This is a genomic window from Bradyrhizobium sp. SUTN9-2 (assembly GCF_003122645.1).
GTDB lineage: Bacteria > Pseudomonadota > Alphaproteobacteria > Rhizobiales > Xanthobacteraceae > Bradyrhizobium > Bradyrhizobium yuanmingense.
In genome coordinates this window covers 586,385-603,909 of record NZ_LAXE01000001.1, presented here as the reverse complement: position 1 = coordinate 603,909, position 17,525 = coordinate 586,385, and the positions used below count along the sequence as shown (strand labels likewise).

General features: G+C 64.5%; 16 protein-coding genes. 5 read left to right on the top strand and 11 right to left on the bottom strand.

The features are described 5' to 3' along the window. The first annotated feature begins 218 nt into the window (after window positions 1-218). Complete coding sequence (locus XF30_RS02845; protein ID WP_109141857.1) at window positions 219-749, top strand: SH3 domain-containing protein; 531 nt, start codon at window positions 219-221, stop codon at window positions 747-749. A 182-nt stretch (window positions 750-931) separates the two neighbouring features. On the opposite strand, the gene irrA is transcribed toward XF30_RS02845, so the two are convergent. After that, on the bottom strand, window positions 932-1,420 hold the full coding sequence (gene irrA / locus XF30_RS02840; protein ID WP_036009037.1) for an iron response transcriptional regulator IrrA: 489 nt from the start codon (window positions 1,418-1,420) through the stop codon (window positions 932-934). A gap of 347 nt (window positions 1,421-1,767) precedes the next feature. Here irrA and fabA point away from each other — a divergent pair, with 347 nt between their 5' ends. The 3 genes from fabA to fabI all read left to right on the top strand — a co-directional run bounded on the left by fabA (window position 1,768) and on the right by fabI (window position 4,509). Beyond that, on the top strand, window positions 1,768-2,289 hold the full coding sequence (gene fabA / locus XF30_RS02835; protein ID WP_036009034.1) for a bifunctional 3-hydroxydecanoyl-ACP dehydratase/trans-2-decenoyl-ACP isomerase: 522 nt from the start codon (window positions 1,768-1,770) through the stop codon (window positions 2,287-2,289). Between the two features lie 39 nt (window positions 2,290-2,328). Then, window positions 2,329-3,552: a beta-ketoacyl-ACP synthase I gene (fabB, locus tag XF30_RS02830; protein ID WP_036024480.1), complete on the top strand. Its 1,224-nt coding sequence runs from the start codon at window positions 2,329-2,331 to the stop codon at window positions 3,550-3,552. Between the two features lie 156 nt (window positions 3,553-3,708). After that, window positions 3,709-4,509: an enoyl-ACP reductase FabI gene (gene fabI / locus XF30_RS02825; protein ID WP_109141856.1), complete on the top strand. Its 801-nt coding sequence runs from the start codon at window positions 3,709-3,711 to the stop codon at window positions 4,507-4,509. Between the two features lie 130 nt (window positions 4,510-4,639). Here the strand turns inward: fabI and XF30_RS02820 are convergent, their stop codons facing one another. Genes XF30_RS02820 through XF30_RS02800 form a run of 4 tightly spaced genes read right to left on the bottom strand, consistent with a single transcriptional unit; the run spans window position 4,640 to window position 7,560 of the window. Beyond that, window positions 4,640-5,236, bottom strand: a complete 597-nt coding sequence (locus XF30_RS02820) for a glutathione S-transferase family protein (RefSeq protein ID WP_109141855.1) — start codon at window positions 5,234-5,236, stop codon at window positions 4,640-4,642. 11 nt (window positions 5,237-5,247) lie between these two features. Further along, window positions 5,248-6,111 carry a hypothetical protein gene (locus tag XF30_RS02815; RefSeq protein WP_146207651.1) on the bottom strand — a complete coding sequence of 288 codons (864 nt, stop codon included), beginning with the start codon at window positions 6,109-6,111 and terminating at the stop codon, window positions 5,248-5,250. 47 nt (window positions 6,112-6,158) lie between these two features. Then, on the bottom strand, window positions 6,159-6,626 hold the full coding sequence (locus XF30_RS02805) for a GNAT family N-acetyltransferase (RefSeq protein WP_109141853.1): 468 nt from the start codon (window positions 6,624-6,626) through the stop codon (window positions 6,159-6,161). Between the two features lie 7 nt (window positions 6,627-6,633). After that, complete coding sequence (locus tag XF30_RS02800; RefSeq protein ID WP_036009013.1) at window positions 6,634-7,560, bottom strand: hydrogen peroxide-inducible genes activator; 927 nt, start codon at window positions 7,558-7,560, stop codon at window positions 6,634-6,636. A gap of 114 nt (window positions 7,561-7,674) precedes the next feature. On the opposite strand from XF30_RS02800, the gene katG reads away from it, so the two are divergent. Next, window positions 7,675-9,849, top strand: coding sequence for a catalase/peroxidase HPI (gene katG, locus XF30_RS02795; protein ID WP_036009010.1), 2,175 nt, complete (start codon window positions 7,675-7,677; stop codon window positions 9,847-9,849). A 64-nt stretch (window positions 9,850-9,913) separates the two neighbouring features. On the opposite strand, the gene XF30_RS02790 is transcribed toward katG, so the two are convergent. The 6 genes from XF30_RS02790 to infB all read right to left on the bottom strand — a co-directional run. After that, window positions 9,914-10,636 carry a superoxide dismutase gene (locus XF30_RS02790; protein ID WP_109141852.1) on the bottom strand — a complete coding sequence of 241 codons (723 nt, stop codon included), beginning with the start codon at window positions 10,634-10,636 and terminating at the stop codon, window positions 9,914-9,916. A gap of 203 nt (window positions 10,637-10,839) precedes the next feature. Continuing rightward, window positions 10,840-13,002 (bottom strand): polyribonucleotide nucleotidyltransferase, encoded by a 2,163-nt coding sequence (pnp, locus tag XF30_RS02785; RefSeq protein WP_036024490.1) that lies wholly within the window; start codon window positions 13,000-13,002, stop codon window positions 10,840-10,842. 378 nt (window positions 13,003-13,380) lie between these two features. Beyond that, window positions 13,381-13,650: a 30S ribosomal protein S15 gene (gene rpsO, locus XF30_RS02780; protein WP_008540131.1), complete on the bottom strand. Its 270-nt coding sequence runs from the start codon at window positions 13,648-13,650 to the stop codon at window positions 13,381-13,383. Between the two features lie 2 nt (window positions 13,651-13,652). Continuing rightward, window positions 13,653-14,771 (bottom strand): tRNA pseudouridine(55) synthase TruB, encoded by a 1,119-nt coding sequence (gene truB, locus XF30_RS02775; protein WP_036009001.1) that lies wholly within the window; start codon window positions 14,769-14,771, stop codon window positions 13,653-13,655. Further along, a complete protein-coding gene (gene rbfA / locus XF30_RS02770) occupies window positions 14,768-15,199 on the bottom strand; it encodes a 30S ribosome-binding factor RbfA (protein ID WP_036008998.1) in 432 nt (143 codons plus the stop codon). The genes truB and rbfA overlap by 4 nt, the downstream gene beginning before the upstream one ends. A 156-nt stretch (window positions 15,200-15,355) precedes the next feature. Further along, on the bottom strand, window positions 15,356-17,525 hold a 2,170-nt coding region (gene infB, locus XF30_RS02765), incomplete at its 5' end, for a translation initiation factor IF-2 (RefSeq protein ID WP_109145542.1).

Genomic DNA, 17,525 nt, shown 5'->3' with positions numbered 1-17,525 from the left:
CGGCGTTTCCTCCAAGCTCACCCGACATTTCCGGCCGGAAAATCGGGGCCAATTGGTTGCTCAAGTGCCCGTTCTCTCTAGCAGAAGGCCGGGCCAAGACAAGAACCACGGCTCAAGGCTTGGAACCCGCGTGGGGCGGGGAGAAGGGGCAGGCGCGGCAGGGTTTTGGAATTTGGGGTGAGGGCCCGGTGTGCCGGGTCTTCGAAGGAGACGGGTTGATGGCGTTGGGGCGTTTTTGTTGGGTGATGGCGCTCGTTTGCACCTGGTTGAGCGCCTCGGTCGGGCCCTCGCATGCGGCGAAGGACAATACCCCGCAGACCACCAGCGGCTTGCCGGTGCCGCGCTATGTCAGCCTCAAATCGGATCACGTGAACGTCCGCGCCGGCCCGACCAAGGACAATGACGTCGCCTGGGTCTACACCCGTGCCGGCCTGCCGGTCGAAATTACCGCCGAGTTCGAGAATTGGCGCCGGGTGCGCGATTCCGAAGGCGCCGAGGGCTGGGTCTATCATTCGCTGCTGTCGGGCCGCCGCACCGCGGTCGTCACCATGAAGCACAAGGACGATCTGGCTCCGATCTATGACCGGCCCGATCCCGACAGCGCGGTTGCGGCCAAGCTCCAGGCCGGCGTCGTCACCCAGGTCAAGAAATGCGCCGCAGGCTGGTGCCGCGTCGTCGGTAATGGATTCGACGGCTGGATCCAGCAGGAGCGCCTCTGGGGCGTCTATTCGGACGAGCAGGTCAACTGACGCCGTCGGGCGGCGGAGCAATCTGCCGCCCCAACGTCATGCCCGGGCTTGTCCCGGGCATCCACGCTCTTCTGACTAGTCCCAAAACGTGCATGGCCGGGACATAGGCGAGCGCAAGCGACGCCGTCCCTTTGGACGGCTATGCCCGGCCATGACGACCAAATCAGTGATGCAGGATTAGCTCAGCGCTTCTTGCGCAGGCGCACGACCATGTCGATGCGGGAGATCTCGTAGCCCTCGGGCACCTCCGGCATCTTGGACAGCGCCAGATGCGGATCCTCGATGTCGACCAGCTCGTGGCTGTTCTCGAGATAATAGTGGTGGTGGGTGGTGACGTTGGTGTCGAAATAGGTCTTCGTGCCGTCGACGCTGACCTGGCGCAGCAGGCCGGCATCGGTGAGCTGGTTCAGCGTGTTGTAGACGGTCGCCAGCGACACCGGGACCTTGGCGAGGGTGGCTTCCTCGTAGAGCATTTCAGCCGTGAGGTGGCGTGCGCCCTTGCCGAACAGCAGCCAGCCCAGCGCCATGCGCTGGCGCGTCGGCCGCAACCCCGCGGACTGCAGCATTTCGTTGACGTCGTGCCAGGGACACCCGGTCAGGGCCGGCTGGCGGCCGGACAGGAGGGCCGCGGCATGGTCGTCGTCGTGTTGGGACGCGGTATTCTCGTTCATTTCCAGATTTCGGGCACGCGTGAACAATATCTCCCTGTAACATAAGAAGAGAAAGATGCAGATGCAAGTTTCTCGCAACTAGAGACGTTCTAATTAGGCTCGGAACCGGTTGGGGGAGCCCGTCATTTTACCTTCATCTCTGCGCTTTGCTACCCGAAATGGCCTGTGTTAGAGAGCGCGCGGTTCCGCTTAGCCGATTTTGGCGCAGCCGGGCATGGAGGCCCGGTTGGCAATCCATGCGAAGCTTGCGCAAGTCGCGGCCGGCGGTGGCGATTGGCGGTCCGATCGAGACGGGCCCATTTTCGCCAGGAACGCCGCTCAATCGGAATTTGAACAGAGGCTCGTGAATGCTGAACAGGCGCAATGGTTACGACTACGAAGATCTGCTGGCCTGTGCCCGCGGCGAGATGTTCGGCCCAGGCAACGCCCAGCTGCCGCTGCCGCCGATGCTGATGTTCGACCGCATCACCGACATCAACGACAATGGCGGTGAGTTCGGTAAGGGCCTGGTCCGCGCCGAGCTCGACGTGAAGCCCGACCTCTGGTTCTTCGGCTGCCACTTCAAGAATGATCCCGTCATGCCCGGCTGCCTCGGCCTCGATGCGCTGTGGCAGATGGTCGGCTTCTACCTCGGCTGGAGCGGGGGTGAAGGGCGCGGCCGGGCGCTTGGCCTGAGCGAGCTGAAGTTCGGCGGCCAGGTGCTGACCGACGCCCGCAAGGTTGTGTACAACGTCGATATCAAGCGCGTGATGCGTTCGAAGCTCGTGCTCGGCATCGCCGACGGGTGGCTTTCGGTCGATGACCAGATTATTTATCGCGCCAAGGATCTGAAGGTCGGCCTGTTCAAGCAGGGCACGAGCCTGGGCTGAGCGCATCACCACGAAGACAACGATTGAGGCGAGGCTGTCATGAGGCGGGTTGTGGTCACCGGGATGGGCATCGTCTCGTCGATCGGAAACAACACCCAGGAAGTGCTTGCGAGCCTTCACGAGGCGAAGTCGGGCATTTCGCGGGCTGAGAAATATGCCGAGCTCGGCTTCCGTTCGCAGGTGCAAGGCGAGCCGTCGCTCGATCCGTCGACGGTGGTCGACCGCCGCGCGATGCGCTTCCTCGGCCAGGGCGCGGCGTGGAATCACATCGCGATGGAGCAGGCGATCCAGGATTCCGGCCTGTCGCCCGACGAAGTCTCCAACATCCGCACCGGCATCATCATGGGCTCCGGCGGTCCCTCGGCGCGCACCATCGTCGAAGCCGCCGACATCACCCGCTCCAAGGGGCCGAAGCGCGTCGGCCCGTTTGCGGTGCCGAAGGCGATGTCGTCCACGGCATCCGCGACGCTCGCGACCTGGTTCAAGATCAAGGGCGTGAACTATTCGATCTCCTCGGCCTGCGCGACTTCGAACCATTGCGTCGGCAATGCCTATGAGACCATCCAGATCGGCAAGCAGGACGTCATCTTCGCCGGCGGTTGCGAGGAGCTGGACTGGTCGCTGTCGGTGCTGTTCGACGCCATGGGCGCGATGTCCTCGAAGTACAACGACACGCCGGCCACGGCCTCGCGTCCCTACGATCTCAATCGCGACGGCTTCGTCATCGCCGGCGGCGCCGGCGTGTTGGTGCTGGAGGAGCTCGAGCATGCCAAGGCGCGCGGCGCGCGCATCTATGGCGAGGTGGTCGGCTATGGCGCGACCTCTGATGGCCACGACATGGTGGCGCCGTCGGGCGAAGGCGCCGAGCGCTGCATGCGCATGGCGATGTCGACGGTGAAAACCAAGGTCGACTACATCAACCCGCACGCGACCTCGACGCCGGCCGGCGATCCGCCGGAGATAGAGGCGATCCGCAAAGTATTCGGCGTCGGCGAGAAGTGCCCGCCGATCTCGGCGACCAAGGCGCTGACCGGCCATTCGCTCGGCGCCACCGGCGTGCAGGAAGCGATCTATTCGCTGCTGATGATGAACAACGGCTTCATCTGCGAGAGCGCGCACATCCAGGAGCTCGACCCCGTGTTCGCCGACATGCCGATCGTGCGCAAGCGCATCGACAACGCCAAGATCGGCACCGTGCTGTCGAACTCCTTCGGCTTCGGCGGCACCAACGCCACGCTGGTGTTCAGCCGGCTGGATGCGTGATCTCTGACTTTGTCATGCCCCGCCTAGTGCGCAATTGCGCACGGGGGGCGGGGCATCCAGTACGCCGCGGCTTCTCTATTTATCACGACGGTCTCTGGAATACTGGATCGCCCGCCTGCGCGGGCGATGACGTCGAAAATAGGAGCGATGGCGGCAATGGAAGGTTTGATGAAAGGCAAGCGCGGTCTGATCATGGGCATCGCCAATGATCATTCCATCGCCTGGGGCATGGCGCGGACGCTTCATGCCCATGGCGCCGAGCTTGCCTTCACCTTCCAGGGCGAGGCGCTCGGCAAGCGCGTCAAGCCGCTGGCGGAGCAGCTCGGCGTCGATCTGGTGCTGCCTTGCGACGTCGAGGACATCGCCAGCGTCGATGCCACCTTCGCGGTGCTCCGCGAAAAGTGGGGCAAGCTCGACTTCGTGATCCACGCGATCGGCTTTGCCGACAAGAACGAGCTGAAGGGCCGCTATGCCGACACCAGCCGCGAGAATTTCTCGCGCACCATGGTGATCTCCTGCTTCTCGTTCACGGAGGTCGCAAAGCGCGCCGCCGAGCTGATGACGGAGGGGGGCAGCATGATCACGCTGACCTTCGGCGCCTCGGAGCGCGCGATGCCGAACTACAACGTGATGGGCGTGGCCAAGGCGGCGCTGGAGGCCTCCGTGCGCTATCTCGCCGCCGATTTCGGACCGCGCGGCATCCGCGTCAATGCGATCTCCGCAGGCCCTATCCGCACCCTCGCCGGCTCCGGTATCGGTGAGGCGCGCGCAATGTTCGCCTTCATGCAGAAGCACGCGCCGCTCCGCCGCGGCGTCACGCTCGACGAACTCGGCGGCTCGGCGTTGTATCTGCTGTCCGATCTTTCCGGCGGCGTGACCGGCGAGATCCATTATGTGGATTCCGGCTACAACGTCATCCTGATGCCGCGGCCGGACGATTTGAAGGCATCGGAATAGCTTCGTAGCCTGGATGGAGCGCAGCGAAATCCGGGACAGGCTCATCCCCGGATGCGATTGCCCCGGATTGCGCTGCGCTCCATCCGGGCTACTGCAGCTACTTCGCTTTGCCTACCCTACGAGAGCTTGCTTAACCCGCCGCGATCTTCTCCGCGCGCTGGAACGCCGGCCGCGCCGTGCAGCGCGCGAGATAGGCATCGAACGCGGGGCGCGACGGCACCATCTTGAACAGGCGGACCGCGAAATTCAGGCCGGCGCCGATCACGACGTCGGCGGCGGAAAATTCCTCGCCGAGAATCCACGGACCCTTTTCGAGCGCGGCTTCCAGCACGTCGAACACCTGCGTGGCGCTGCCCCAGGCCGCCGTTGAGGTCGGGATCTCGATCTTGGTGAAGATCTGGGTGATGGCCGGCTCGATGCAGCCCGGAGAGAAGAACAGCCATTGCAGATAGCGCGCGCGGCGCGGGTCGGTCACGGCGGGTGCGAGCTTGGTCTCGGGATAGCGGTCGGCGATGTAGGCGCAGATCGCCGCGGCTTCGGCGAGCGCGGCATCGCCGTCGGTCAGCGCCGGCACCTTGCCCATCGGGTTGATCTTCAGATAGTCCGGCGCCTTCTGCGCGCCGGTCGAGATGTCGGTCAGCACGCGCTCATAGGGCAGGCCGCTCTCCTCCATCAGCCAGAGCGTCGTGAACGAGCGCGAGCGGGGCGACCAATAGAGCTTGATCATGGCGGGAACCTTTATTGCTGGAGCAGCTGAGGTAGCGTTTTGTCGAGACTCGTCGTCAGCAGCGTGCGGACACCATCGCGCAGCGCTTGGTTGCCCGCCACCTCGTTGGCAGACGCCGGAAAGGCCGTCTCATCCAATTCCTTGTTGGGGCCGCTGATCGGGTTGATCCCGATCAAGCGTGACATCATGGGTTCGGCATCCGTTGACGCCGCGCCCTTCTTGACGACCTCGAACGACTGTCCGTCGTACACGGTGATATAGGTCAGCGCGAACAGGAACGTGCGTCGCTTGATGGGATTGCCCCACTTCACGATGCCAAATCCTTCGACGGATTGATTCGTGTTGCTGAAGCCGTTCTGAAATCTCTCGACCAGGACATAGAGCTGACATTTGGTGCCTGCCGCGCTCTGCTGAACGAATTCCTGCCGCTCCTGGTTTCGTCTCAGCATCGGCGATCCGGATCCGCCAGCCTGCGCCCAGGCGCTCGGTGAATAAGCGAGGCGCTTGACAGATTTGCCGGCTGCGGCCGCGCGAACCCGCGACATGACGATGTCATCAAGTCCCCAGCCATCGATCGCGACGGGCACGTACTCGTTGCCAAACATGGTGAAGCCAACCTGCTGAACACCGAACCGGTTGCCGACGACGGAAATGAGACCAATCCCGCACGGTCCTGCATCCGCAGCGACAGCCTGTTTGGAGCTCGGGGCGGCTTTCGGCGTGGTGCTCTTGGCTGGCCGAGCCGGCGATGGAGCGGATTGGGCCGCCGCGCCTGCGATGAGCCCTAACAGAAAGATCGTAGTCAAGCAGATGCGAAACATGGGACGGCTGATGCAGGTTGCGGTTTCCAGGATATTCTCATCGACGAGAGACATCTACTAGTGCGCGCCGATGACAACCGCAAGGTGAAGACCCGCTCGTCCTACCCGCCGCCTGGCCATTGCCGCTTCCACCGGTAACACTTCATCACGAACCCGTTCGACGGCTCGATCTCTTCCTTCTCGAACACAAAACCTTCGCGCTCGTACCAGCGCCAGGCCTTCTCGTTCTCGCGGACGCAGCGCAGATAGATCTCGTCGGGCATTTGCGTGCGCGTGAAAGCGAGCAATTGCCGGCCGAGCGATCGGCCCTGATGGGCAGGCGCGACGAACAGCATGTCGAGATAGAGCTTCGGCAGGTGCAGCGCGAGCATCGCTCCGATCGTGCCGCGATCGTCGGCGACGAACAGGCTCCAGCCGTTCTCGATCTCGCGCTTGATGCGCGCACGCAAATTGGCCAGCAGGAAGTCGCTGGCTTCGCCGAGCCCGGTCGAGACCCAGCTCTCCATCCAGACGCGGCCGATCTCGTCGTATTCGTCGGAGCGGGCGAGGCGGATGACCGGATGCGACATGAGCCAGTCAAGCCTTCTGGCCGCGCAGGGATTGCCGCGCGCGCACCTTGCCCGCGGACAGGCACACCACCTCGGAGATCTGCAGCAGCTGCCGCGACAGCGGGCTGGTCTTGCGCCAGACCATGCCGATGGTTCGCGACGGCTCGGGGTCGCGGAAGCGCGCCAGCGAGACCGAGGCGGAGCGCGTCTCCACCGGCACCGCCATCTCCGGGATCAACGTGACGCCGATGCCGGCGCTGACCATCTGCACCAGCGTCGATAGCGAGTTCGCATCGAGCATCTCGCGCGGCGGCGCGGCCTGCATGTTGCAGAAGGAGAGCGCCTGGTCGCGGAAACAGTGCCCTTCCTCGAGCAGCAGAAGCCGCATCTCGCGCATCATCTCGCGCGACGGCACCGGCGTGCCTTCATCGGCGCCCGGCCGCACCAGCAGAAACTTCTCCTCGAACAGCGCGACCTCGGTGAGCGAGGGCTCCGACACCGGCAGCGCCACGATGGCGGTGTCGAGCCGGCCCTCCACCAGCTCCTGGATCAGCCGCGGCGTCATGGTCTCGCGCACGCGGATGTCGAGCTCCGGGTGCATGCGCGTGAGGTTCTTGGTGATCTTGGGCAGCAAATAGGGCGCGATGGTCGGGATCATGCCGATGCGCAGGCGGCCGGCGAAGCGGTCCTGCGAAGCGCGCGCGAAATCGCCGAGCTCGTCGACCGAGCGCAGGATGTCGCGGACCCGTTGCGCCAGCTCCTCGCCGAACCGGGTCAGCGCGACCTGGCGCGCGCTGCGCTCCAGCAACAGGCCGCCGAGCGTCTCCTCCAGTTCCTTGATCTGCATCGACAGCGCCGGCTGCGAGATCGAGCAGGCCTCGGCGGCACGGCCGAAATGGCCGTGGCGCGCCAGCGCATCGAAATACCGGAGCTGGCGCAGCGTCAGATTGATCATCAGAAAATCCTATCGCAGCGATCACTAAAGTCAACTTCCCCTGATAGGACGCGACGCTTAGAGTGGTTCTACCTGGCCAAGGGCGCGAGTTCGACGCCGCCAGAGGAGGTATTCATGGACGACACTTCGAAGTGCCCGTTTTCGGGCGGAAAACCCACGCGCTCAAACCGCGATTGGTGGCCGACGCAGCTCAACATCGAGGTGCTGCACAAGAATTCCGACAAGTCCGATCCGATGGACAAGGACTTCGATTACGCCAAGGAGTTCAAGTCGCTCGACCTGAACGCGGTCATCAAGGACCTGACCGCGTTGATGACGGATTCTCAGGAATGGTGGCCGGCCGACTTCGGCCACTATGGCGGCCTCATGATCCGCATGGCCTGGCACAGCGCCGGCACCTATCGCACCACCGACGGCCGCGGCGGCGCCGGCGCCGGTCAGCAGCGTTTCGCCCCGCTCAACTCCTGGCCCGACAACGCCAATCTCGACAAGGCGCGCCGTCTGCTCTGGCCGATCAAGCAGAAATACGGCCAGAAGATTTCCTGGGCCGACCTGATGGTGCTCGCCGGCAACGTCGCGCTCGAATCGATGGGCTTCAAGACCTTTGGTTTCGCCGGCGGTCGCGTCGACGTCTGGGAGCCGGAAGAGCTCTATTGGGGGCCGGAAGGCACCTGGCTCGGTGATGAGCGCTACAGCGGCGAGCGCCAGCTCGCCGAGCCGCTCGGCGCGGTGCAGATGGGCCTCATCTACGTCAATCCGGAAGGCCCGAACGGCAAGCCGGATCCGGTCGCCGCGGCCAAGGACATCCGCGAGACCTTCGCCCGCATGGCGATGAACGACGAGGAGACCGTCGCGCTGATCGCTGGCGGCCACAGCTTCGGCAAGACCCATGGCGCCGGCGATCCCTCGCTGGTCGGTCCAGAACCGGAAGCCGGTGCGCTTGAAGACCAGGGCCTCGGCTGGAAGAGCAAGCATGGGGCGGGCCACTCCGCCGACTCCATCACCAGCGGTCTGGAAGTGACCTGGACGAAGACGCCGACGAAGTGGAGCAACAACTTCTTCGAAAATCTCTTCAACTTCGAATGGGAGCTGACGAAGAGCCCGGCCGGCGCTCAGCAATGGACCGCCAAGAACGCCGAAGCGATCATTCCGGACGCGTTCGATCCGTCGAAGAAGCATCGGCCGACCATGCTGACGACCGACCTCTCGCTGCGCTTCGATCCCGCATATGAGAAGATCTCGCGTCGCTTCCTGGAGAACCCGGATCAGTTCGCGGACGCCTTCGCCCGTGCCTGGTTCAAGCTCACCCATCGCGACATGGGTCCGATCCAGCGCTATCTCGGCCCGCTGGTGCCGAAGGAGACGCTGATCTGGCAGGATCCGATCCCCGCCGTGAACCACGAGCTGGTCAGTGAGCAGGACATCGCGGCCCTCAAGTCGAAGATCCTGGCCTCGGGCCTGACGGTGCCGGAGTTGGTCTCGACGGCCTGGGCCTCGGCCTCGACGTTCCGCGGCTCGGACAAGCGCGGCGGCGCCAACGGTGCGCGCATCCGCCTTGCTCCGCAGAAGGACTGGGAGGTCAACGAGCCGGCTCAGCTCGCCAAGGTGCTCGGCAAGCTCGAAGCGATCCAGAAGGACTTCAACGCCTCATCCGGCGCCAAGAAGGTCTCGCTCGCCGACCTGATCGTGCTCGGCGGCACCGCCGCCGTCGAGAAGGCTGCCAAGGATGCCGGCGTCGACGTCAAGGTCGGCTTCACGCCGGGCCGCATGGATGCTTCGCAGGAGCAGACCGATGCGGCCTCCTTCGCCCCGCTGGAGCCGCGAGCCGATGGCTTCCGCAACTACATCGGCAAGCGGCATCAGTTCATGCAGCCCGAAGAGGCCCTCGTCGACCGCGCCCAGCTGCTGCGGCTGACCGGTCCGGAGATGACGGTGCTGGTCGGTGGCCTGCGTGTGCTCGGCGCCAATGCCGGCGGGTTGAAGCACGGCGTCTTCACCTCGAAGGTGGGAACGCTAAGCAACGACTATTTCGTCAACCTGCTCGACATGAGCACGCAGTGGGCACCGCCCGGTGCGGACGGCGTCTACGAAGGCCGCGACCGCAAGACCAACACCGTCAAGTGGACCGCAACGCGCGTCGATCTGATCTTCGGCTCGCACTCGCAGCTTCGCGCCTTCGCCGAGGTCTATGCCACCTCGGACTCCAAGGAGAAGTTCGTGAAGGACTTTGCGAAAGCCTGGACCAAGGTGATGAACCTCGACCGCTACGACATCGCGGCGCGATCCTGATCGGGGGCCCGCAAACAAAAGGGCGGCCGAGAGGCCGCCCTTTTTTCATCATCCCGGATCGGCGTTACACGTCGAGTGTGCCGGCCTTCGCGGCAGCGTAGCGCTCGCCCACCGCCTTCCAGTTCACCGTATTCCACCATGCCTTGAGATAATCGGCGCGCCGGTTCTGGTAGTTCAGATAGTAGGCGTGCTCCCAGACGTCATTGCCGAGCAGCGCCCGCTTGCCGTCCATCATCGGATTGTCCTGGTTGGGTCGCGTTTCGATGGCGAGCTTGCCATCCTTGCTGACAGTCACGAACACCCAGCCCGAGCCGAAGACCCGTCCGCCGGCAGCGTTGAAGTCGGCTTGCAATTTCTCCATGCCACCGAGATCGCTGTCGATCGCGGCGAGCAGGGCGCCTTCCGGCTTGCCGCCGTTCGGTCCCATGATCTGCCAGAACATCGTGTGGTTGGCGTGGCCTCCCATGTTGTTGCGGACGCCGGTGCGGATCGCGTCGGGTACGGCGCCGAGATTGCCGAGCACCTCGCCGACCGGCTTTCCAGCGATCTGCGGATTGTCCTTCGCGAAATTGTTCAGGTTGGTGACGAACGCCTGATGATGTCGGTCGTGGTGGATTTCCATCGTCTTGGCATCGATATGCGGTTCCAGCGCATTCGCCGGATAGGCCAAAGGATCGAGCTTGAACGGCCCTGCGGCGGCTTGCGCAAACGCCATGCGCGGGGCAGCGGCAGCCGCGACGAGGCCGGTTGCAGTGAACATGAGGCGGCGCCGGGATATGGACGTCATTTGGTTCTCCTGTCTTGGGACGATCCGCTGATGAAGCGTACGGCGGTACGATAGTTACGCAACACCAACCATTCCGGGTTTCGAACGCGGTCACTCCGACGCTGCGGCGGAAGCGCGCATGGCCCGCGATGATGCAGGCGGCACGGCAAAGAAAAAGGGCGGCCTCTCGGCCGCCCTTCGCGTTTCCGGACTGTCGCGAGGCCTTACTCGCCGGCGGCTTCGCGCGGGGCCTTCTCGCCCTCGCCGCCCTTGTCCTTGCCTTCGAGGTCTTCGCCCGTGGTCTGGTCGACCACCTTCATCGACAGGCGGGTCTTGCCGCGATCGTCGAAGCCGAGCAGCTTGACCTTGACCTTGTCGCCTTCCTTGACGACGTCGGAGGTCTTCTGCACGCGGTTGGCCGCGAGCTGGCTGATGTGGACGAGACCATCCTTGGAACCGAAGAAGTTCACGAAGGCGCCGAACTCCATCACCTTGACGACAGTGCCGTCATAGATCTGGCCGACTTCCGGATCGGACGCGATCGACTTGATCCACTTGATCGCCGCCTTCATCGCCTCGCCGTCGCTGGAGGCGACCTTCACGGTGCCGTCATCCTCGATGTTGACCTTGGCGCCGGTCTTCTCGACGATCTCGCGGATCACCTTGCCGCCGGTGCCGATCACCTCGCGGATCTTGTCGGTGGCGATCTTGAAGGTCTCGATGCGCGGCGCATATTCGCCGAGCTCGGCGCGGGCCGCGGTGAGGGCCTTGGCCATCTCGCCGAGGATATGGATGCGGCCGTCCTTGGCCTGAGCCAGCGCGACCTTCATGATCTCTTCGGTGATGCCCTCGATCTTGATGTCCATCTGGAGCGAGGTGATGCCCGCTTCCGTGCCGGCGACCTTGAAGTCCATGTCGCCGAGATGGTCCTCGTCGCCGAGGATGTCCGAGAGAACCGCAAAGCGCTTGTCTTCGAGGATCAGGCCCATCGCGATGCCCGCGGTCGGCCGCTTCAGCGGCACGCCCGCATCCATCAGCGCCAGCGAGGCGCCGCAGACCGAAGCCATCGAGGACGAGCCGTTGGACTCGGTGATCTCCGAGACCACGCGCGTGGTGTAGGGGAATTCATGGTGCGGCGGCAGCACCGGACGAATCGCGCGCCAGGCCAGCTTGCCGTGGCCGATCTCGCGGCGCTTGGTGCCGCCGAGGCGGCCGGTCTCGCCGACCGAATAGGGCGGGAAGTTGTAGTGCAGCAGGAACGTTTCCTTGTAGGTTCCGGACAGCGCGTCGATGTACTGCTCGTCCTCGCCGGTGCCGAGCGTGGTCACGACCATCGCCTGGGTCTCGCCGCGGGTGAACAGCGCCGAGCCGTGGGCGCGGGGCAGCACGCCGACTTCGGCGACGATGTTGCGCACCGTCTTGCTGTCGCGGCCGTCGATGCGCTTGCCGGTGTCGAGGATGTTCCAGCGAACGATCTTGGCCTCGAGCTCCTTGAACACGCCGGCGACACGGAGCTTGTCGTATTTCGGCTCCTGGCCCTCCGGGAAGTAGTGGGCCATCACCTTTTCCTTGGCGACGCCGACTGCGGCATAACGCTCCTGCTTGATCGGAATCGCGTAGGCGGCGCGCAGCTCCTGCTCGACCAGGCCGAGCATCTCCTTCTCGAGCGCGGCGTTGTCGATGACGGTGACTTCGCGCGGCTCCTTGGCGGCCTTCTCGGCGAGCTCGATGATCGCGTTGATGACAGGCTGGAAGTGGCGGTGACCGAACATCACCGCGCCGAGCATGATGTCTTCGTTCAGTTCCTTGGCTTCCGATTCCACCATCAGCACGGCGTCGGCAGTGCCGGCGACGACGAGGTCGAGCTGGGTGTCGACCATCTCGTCGAGCGTCGGATTGAGAATGAACTCGTCGTTGGCGAAGCCGACACGGGCTGCGCCGATCGGGCCCTTGAACGGCACGCCGGACAGCGTCAGCGCCGCGGAGGCCGCGACCATCGCCACGACGTCGGGATCGTTCTCCATGTCGTGCGACAGCACGGTGACGATCACCTGGGTCTCGTTACGCCAGCCGTCGACGAACAGCGGGCGGATCGGTCGGTCGATCAGGCGGGAGACCAGCGTCTCCTTCTCGGTCGGACGGCCCTCGCGCTTGAAATAGCCGCCGGGAATGCGGCCCGCAGCGTAGGCCTTTTCCTGGTAATCGACGGTCAGCGGCAGGAAGTCGACGCCTTCGCGCGGCGCCTTCGCCGCGACGACGGTGGCGAGCACCACGGTCTCGCCATAGGTGGCGACGACGGCGCCGTCGGCCTGGCGGGCGATCTTGCCGGTTTCGAGCTTGAGTGGGCGTCCGCCCCAGTCGATTTCGACTGAATGCTTATTGAACATAGAGGTCTTCTTTCATGGGTTCTCGAAAGAAGGGACGGCTCTCGAAAAACAAAAACCATGCGCAAGATTGCGGGACGCTGATCGGAGCGGATGATCAGCGTCCTGCGATCCTGCCATGGTTTTTGGATGTCGGATGGCGTCCATCCTTTCGGGTCATACGGGCGCCTTGCCCGTTGTGCCCAGCCGCCGGATTGCTGCTGGACTGTCAGTCGGCACGACTGCGAACACCGAACCGCGGTCTTCGCCGTTCATGCCCGGATGCCGGCCGCCGACGACCTGCATCCGACGTGCGCGCAACCTCGATCAAAAAGCTTAAAACAAGCGCTTTCGTTCGAAACCACGCGCGAAAACGCGCGCCGGTGGCGCGCGCAGGAACTCTTAACGACGAATATTGTGCTTCTCGAGCAGCGCCTTGTACCGCGCCTCGTCCTTCTTCTTGAGATAGTCGAGGAGCGAGCGGCGGGTCGAGACCAGCTTCAAGAGGCCGCGACGCGAATGGTTGTCCTTCACGTGGGTCTTGAAATGGTTGGTGAGGTTGTTGATGCGTTCCGACAGGATCGCGACCTGAACCTCGGGCGAGCCGGTGTCGCCGGCCTTGGTGGCATTCGTCTTGATGACTTCCGCTTTGCGTTCTGCGGCAATCGACATCGTCAATTTCTCTCGTTGCGACCGGGGCTGGCAGTCAGGCCGGTCAGGTTGAACACACGCTTGGGGATGATTTCGCCATTGCCAACTTCGGCAAGCGCCAAAAGACGGCCTGCCACCGTGACATAGACTGTGCCGCTACAAGTGGGCGCATCCCGTCCGCGCAACAAAACGGCCTGGCCCCGATGGAGCCTTGCCGCATCAGCCCGAGTGACGGCCAGTGCCGGGATGTCGTCCAGCGCGGTCTCAACGGGCAAAAGCGCGTCGGCGAGGCTGCCCTCGCCGGACGCGGCTCTATCGCACAAAGCCTCCAACTGATCCAGCGGAATCATGTCGTTTTCGCCAAATGGGCCGACCAGGGTCCGCCTCAGCGCGCAGATATGGCCGTAAGTGCCGAGAATCCGGCCCATATCGCGGGCGAGCGCCCGCACATAGGTGCCCTTGCCGCACTCGGCCTCGAACACGGCCCGGTCGTTATCTGGTTGATCGACAAGGGTTAAATGGTGAATCTCGACCGGGCGGGGCGCCAGTTCCACAACCTCGCCGTCGCGGGCGAGGTCATAGGCGCGCTCGCCCTGGACCTTGATCGCCGAATAGCGCGGCGGGATCTGCTCGATCACCCCGGTGAAGCGGGGCAGCAGGGCCAGGATGGCCTCCCGGCTCGGGCGCTGGTCCGAGGTCGCGGTCACCCGGCCCTCGATGTCGTCGGTATCGCGCTCCTCGCCCCAGCAGACCGTGAAGCGGTAGCGCTTGCGGCCGTCCATCACGAAGGGGACGGTCTTGGTGGCTTCCCCGAGCGCGATCGGCAAGCCCCCCGAGGCGAGCGGATCGAGCGTGCCGGCGTGTCCGGCGCGCTTGGCGTTGAACAGGCGCTTGAGCACGGCGACGGCCTGCGTCGAGGTCATGCCGATCGGCTTGTCGAGCACGACCCAGCCATGGACGTCGCGGCGGTCGCGGCGGACCTGGTTGCCCTTCTGCTGCTTGGCGCGCGGATCGTTGTTGACGCGGCGCGGCTCCTGATGCGGCTGCGAATTGCCGCCCATCTCCGCGAAATCGTTGGTCTGCGCGTCGCGCTGATCGGTGTCGTTGCCGCCGATCGTGCCGTGAGCGGGGTCCATGGTCATTGCTCTTCTTCCCGATCCGAATGCGGATCCTGTTCCAAATCCTTCTGCACCGCAGGCGTTCGCAAAAGCTTCTCGATCCGTTCCGCTTCGTCGAATCGTTCGTCGACGCGGAAGCGAATGTCAGGTGCAAATTTCAGGTTAACGCGCCGCGCGACCTCGCCGCGCAAGAACTTCTTGTTGCGCTCGAGCGCAGCGATGACGATCTCGGTGTCGCGGCCACCGAGCGGCATCACGTAGACCGTCGCGAGCTTCAGGTCGGGCGACATCCGCACCTCCGGCACGGTGATGATGTGACCTTCGAGGTCGGCATCATGCACATTGCCTTGCGCCAGAATATCGGCCATCGCGTGGCGAACCTGCTCGCCGACGCGCAACTGACGCTGCGAGCCGCCGGGCGCGGAACTCTTCTTCTGATGATGCCGTGGCATTTTCTGAAAATCACCTCGTCATGCCCGCATCTGGGACACGGGCATTGTCATTTGTCCTGTTGAAACGAAGAGGGGGTGGATGGCCGGAAACATCCGGCCATCGCACTCCCGCAATCTCAGTTCAAAAAGATCCGAACGCTTCGGTAAGATTTGGACTTACAGGGAGCGCTGGATCGTCTCCACGCGATAACACTCGATCACGTCACCGGCACGCATGTCGTGATAGTTCTCGAAGGCCATGCCGCATTCCTGGCCGGATTGGACTTCCTTCACTTCGTCCTTGAAGCGCTTCAGCGTCGACAGCTTGCCTTCGTGCACGACGACGTTGTCGCGGATGAGGCGCACATTGGCGCCGCGTTCCACGGTGCCGTCGGTGACGCGGCAGCCGGCAACCTTGCCGACCTTGGAGATGTTGAAGATCTCCAGGATTTCGGCATTGCCCAGCATGGTTTCGCGCAAGGTCGGCGCGAGCAGACCGCTCATCGCCTTCTTCACGTCGTCCACGAGGTCGTAGATGATGTTGTAGTAGCGGATCTCGATGCCGTTGCGCTTGGCGGCCGCAGCGGCCTCCTTGTTGGCGCGAACCGAGAAGCCGATGATCGCGGCGTTGAAGCCTTCGGCCAGCGTCACGTCGGATTCCGAGATGCCGCCGACGCCGGCATGCAGGATGCGGGCGGCGACCTCGTCGGTGCCGAGCTTCTCCAGCGAGCCGAGGATGGCTTCCAGCGAGCCCTGCACGTCGGCCTTGACGATCAGCGGGAATTCCTTGCGGCCCGCCGTCTTCAATTGCGACATCATCTGCTCGAGCGAGCCGCGCATGCCGGAGATCGAGGCTGCCGCGTTCTCGCGCTTCTGGTGCGCGCGGTAGCTGGTGACCTGGCGGGCGCGGGCTTCGTTCTCGACCACCGCGAGACGATCGCCGGCCTCGGGCGGGCCGTTGAAGCCGAGCACCTCGACCGGCACCGAGGGGCCGGCCTCCTGCACGGTCTCGCCCTGATCGGAGATCAGCGCGCGGACGCGGCCCATTTCGGCACCGGCGACGATGATGTCGCCGACGCGAAGCGTGCCGCGCTGCACCAGCACGGTCGCGACCGGACCGCGGCCGCGATCGAGCTTGGCCTCGATCACGGTGCCTTCGGCGGGACGCTCCGAATTGGTCTTCAGGTCGAGGATTTCAGCCTGCAGCGCGATCATCTCGAGCAGCTTGTCGAGATTGGTCTTGTTCTTGGCGGACACCTCGACGTCGACGACTTCGCCGCCGAAAGATTCCACCTGCACCTCGTGCTGGAGCAGCTCGGTGCGCACGCGCTCGGGCTTGGCATCGGGCTTGTCGATCTTGTTGATGGCAACGATGATCGGCACGCCTGCCGCCTTGGCGTGGTTAATGGCTTCGACTGTCTGCGGCATCACGCCGTCGTCGGCCGCGACCACCAGCACGACGATGTCGGTGACCTTGGCGCCGCGGGCGCGCATCGCGGTGAACGCTGCGTGGCCGGGCGTGTCGATGAAGGTGATCTTCTTGCCGGTTTCAGGCGATGTCACCTGATAGGCGCCGATGTGCTGGGTGATGCCGCCGGCTTCGCCGGAGACCACGTTGGCGTGACGGAGCGCGTCGAGCAGCGAAGTCTTGCCGTGGTCGACGTGGCCCATGACGGTCACCACGGGCGAACGGGTCTCGGTGTCGGTCGAATCGTCGGTCGCGTCGAACAGACCTTCTTCAACGTCGGACGCGGCAACGCGCTTGACGGTGTGGCCAAGCTCTTCGGCAATCAGCTGCGCGGTGTCGGCGTCGATCACGTCGGTGATCTTGTGCATCGCGCCCTGCTTCATCAGCATGCGGATGACGTCGACCGCGCGCTCGGACATGCGGTTGGCGAGTTCCTGGATGGTGATCGCTTCCGGAATGACCACTTCGCGGATGAGCTTTTCCTTGGGCTCGTTCGAGGCGTGGCCCTTCAGGCGCTGGGTGCGGCGGCGGAACGAGGCGATCGAGCGCTCGCGCACCTCATCGGCATTGAGCGCGGTGACGACGGTCAGGCGGCCGCGCTCCTTCTGCGGGCCGGGCTTGTGGGTGGGCTTGGGGGCTACCACGGGACGCGCGGCGCCGCCGGGACCGCGGCGGATCTGGCGCGGCGCCTCGTCGTCGTCAGCTTCGGCCGCAACGGCGGGGCCGCGGCCGGCCGGTCCACCCGGACGCTGCGCGGTCGTGGTTGCAGGGCGCGCCGTCGTGGTTCCCGGACGTGCTGTGGTGGTGGTCCCAGGTCGGGACGCAGGCGCACCGGGGCGCGGTGCGGAGGCGGCCGGTACCGCGGCGGCGGGACGCGGT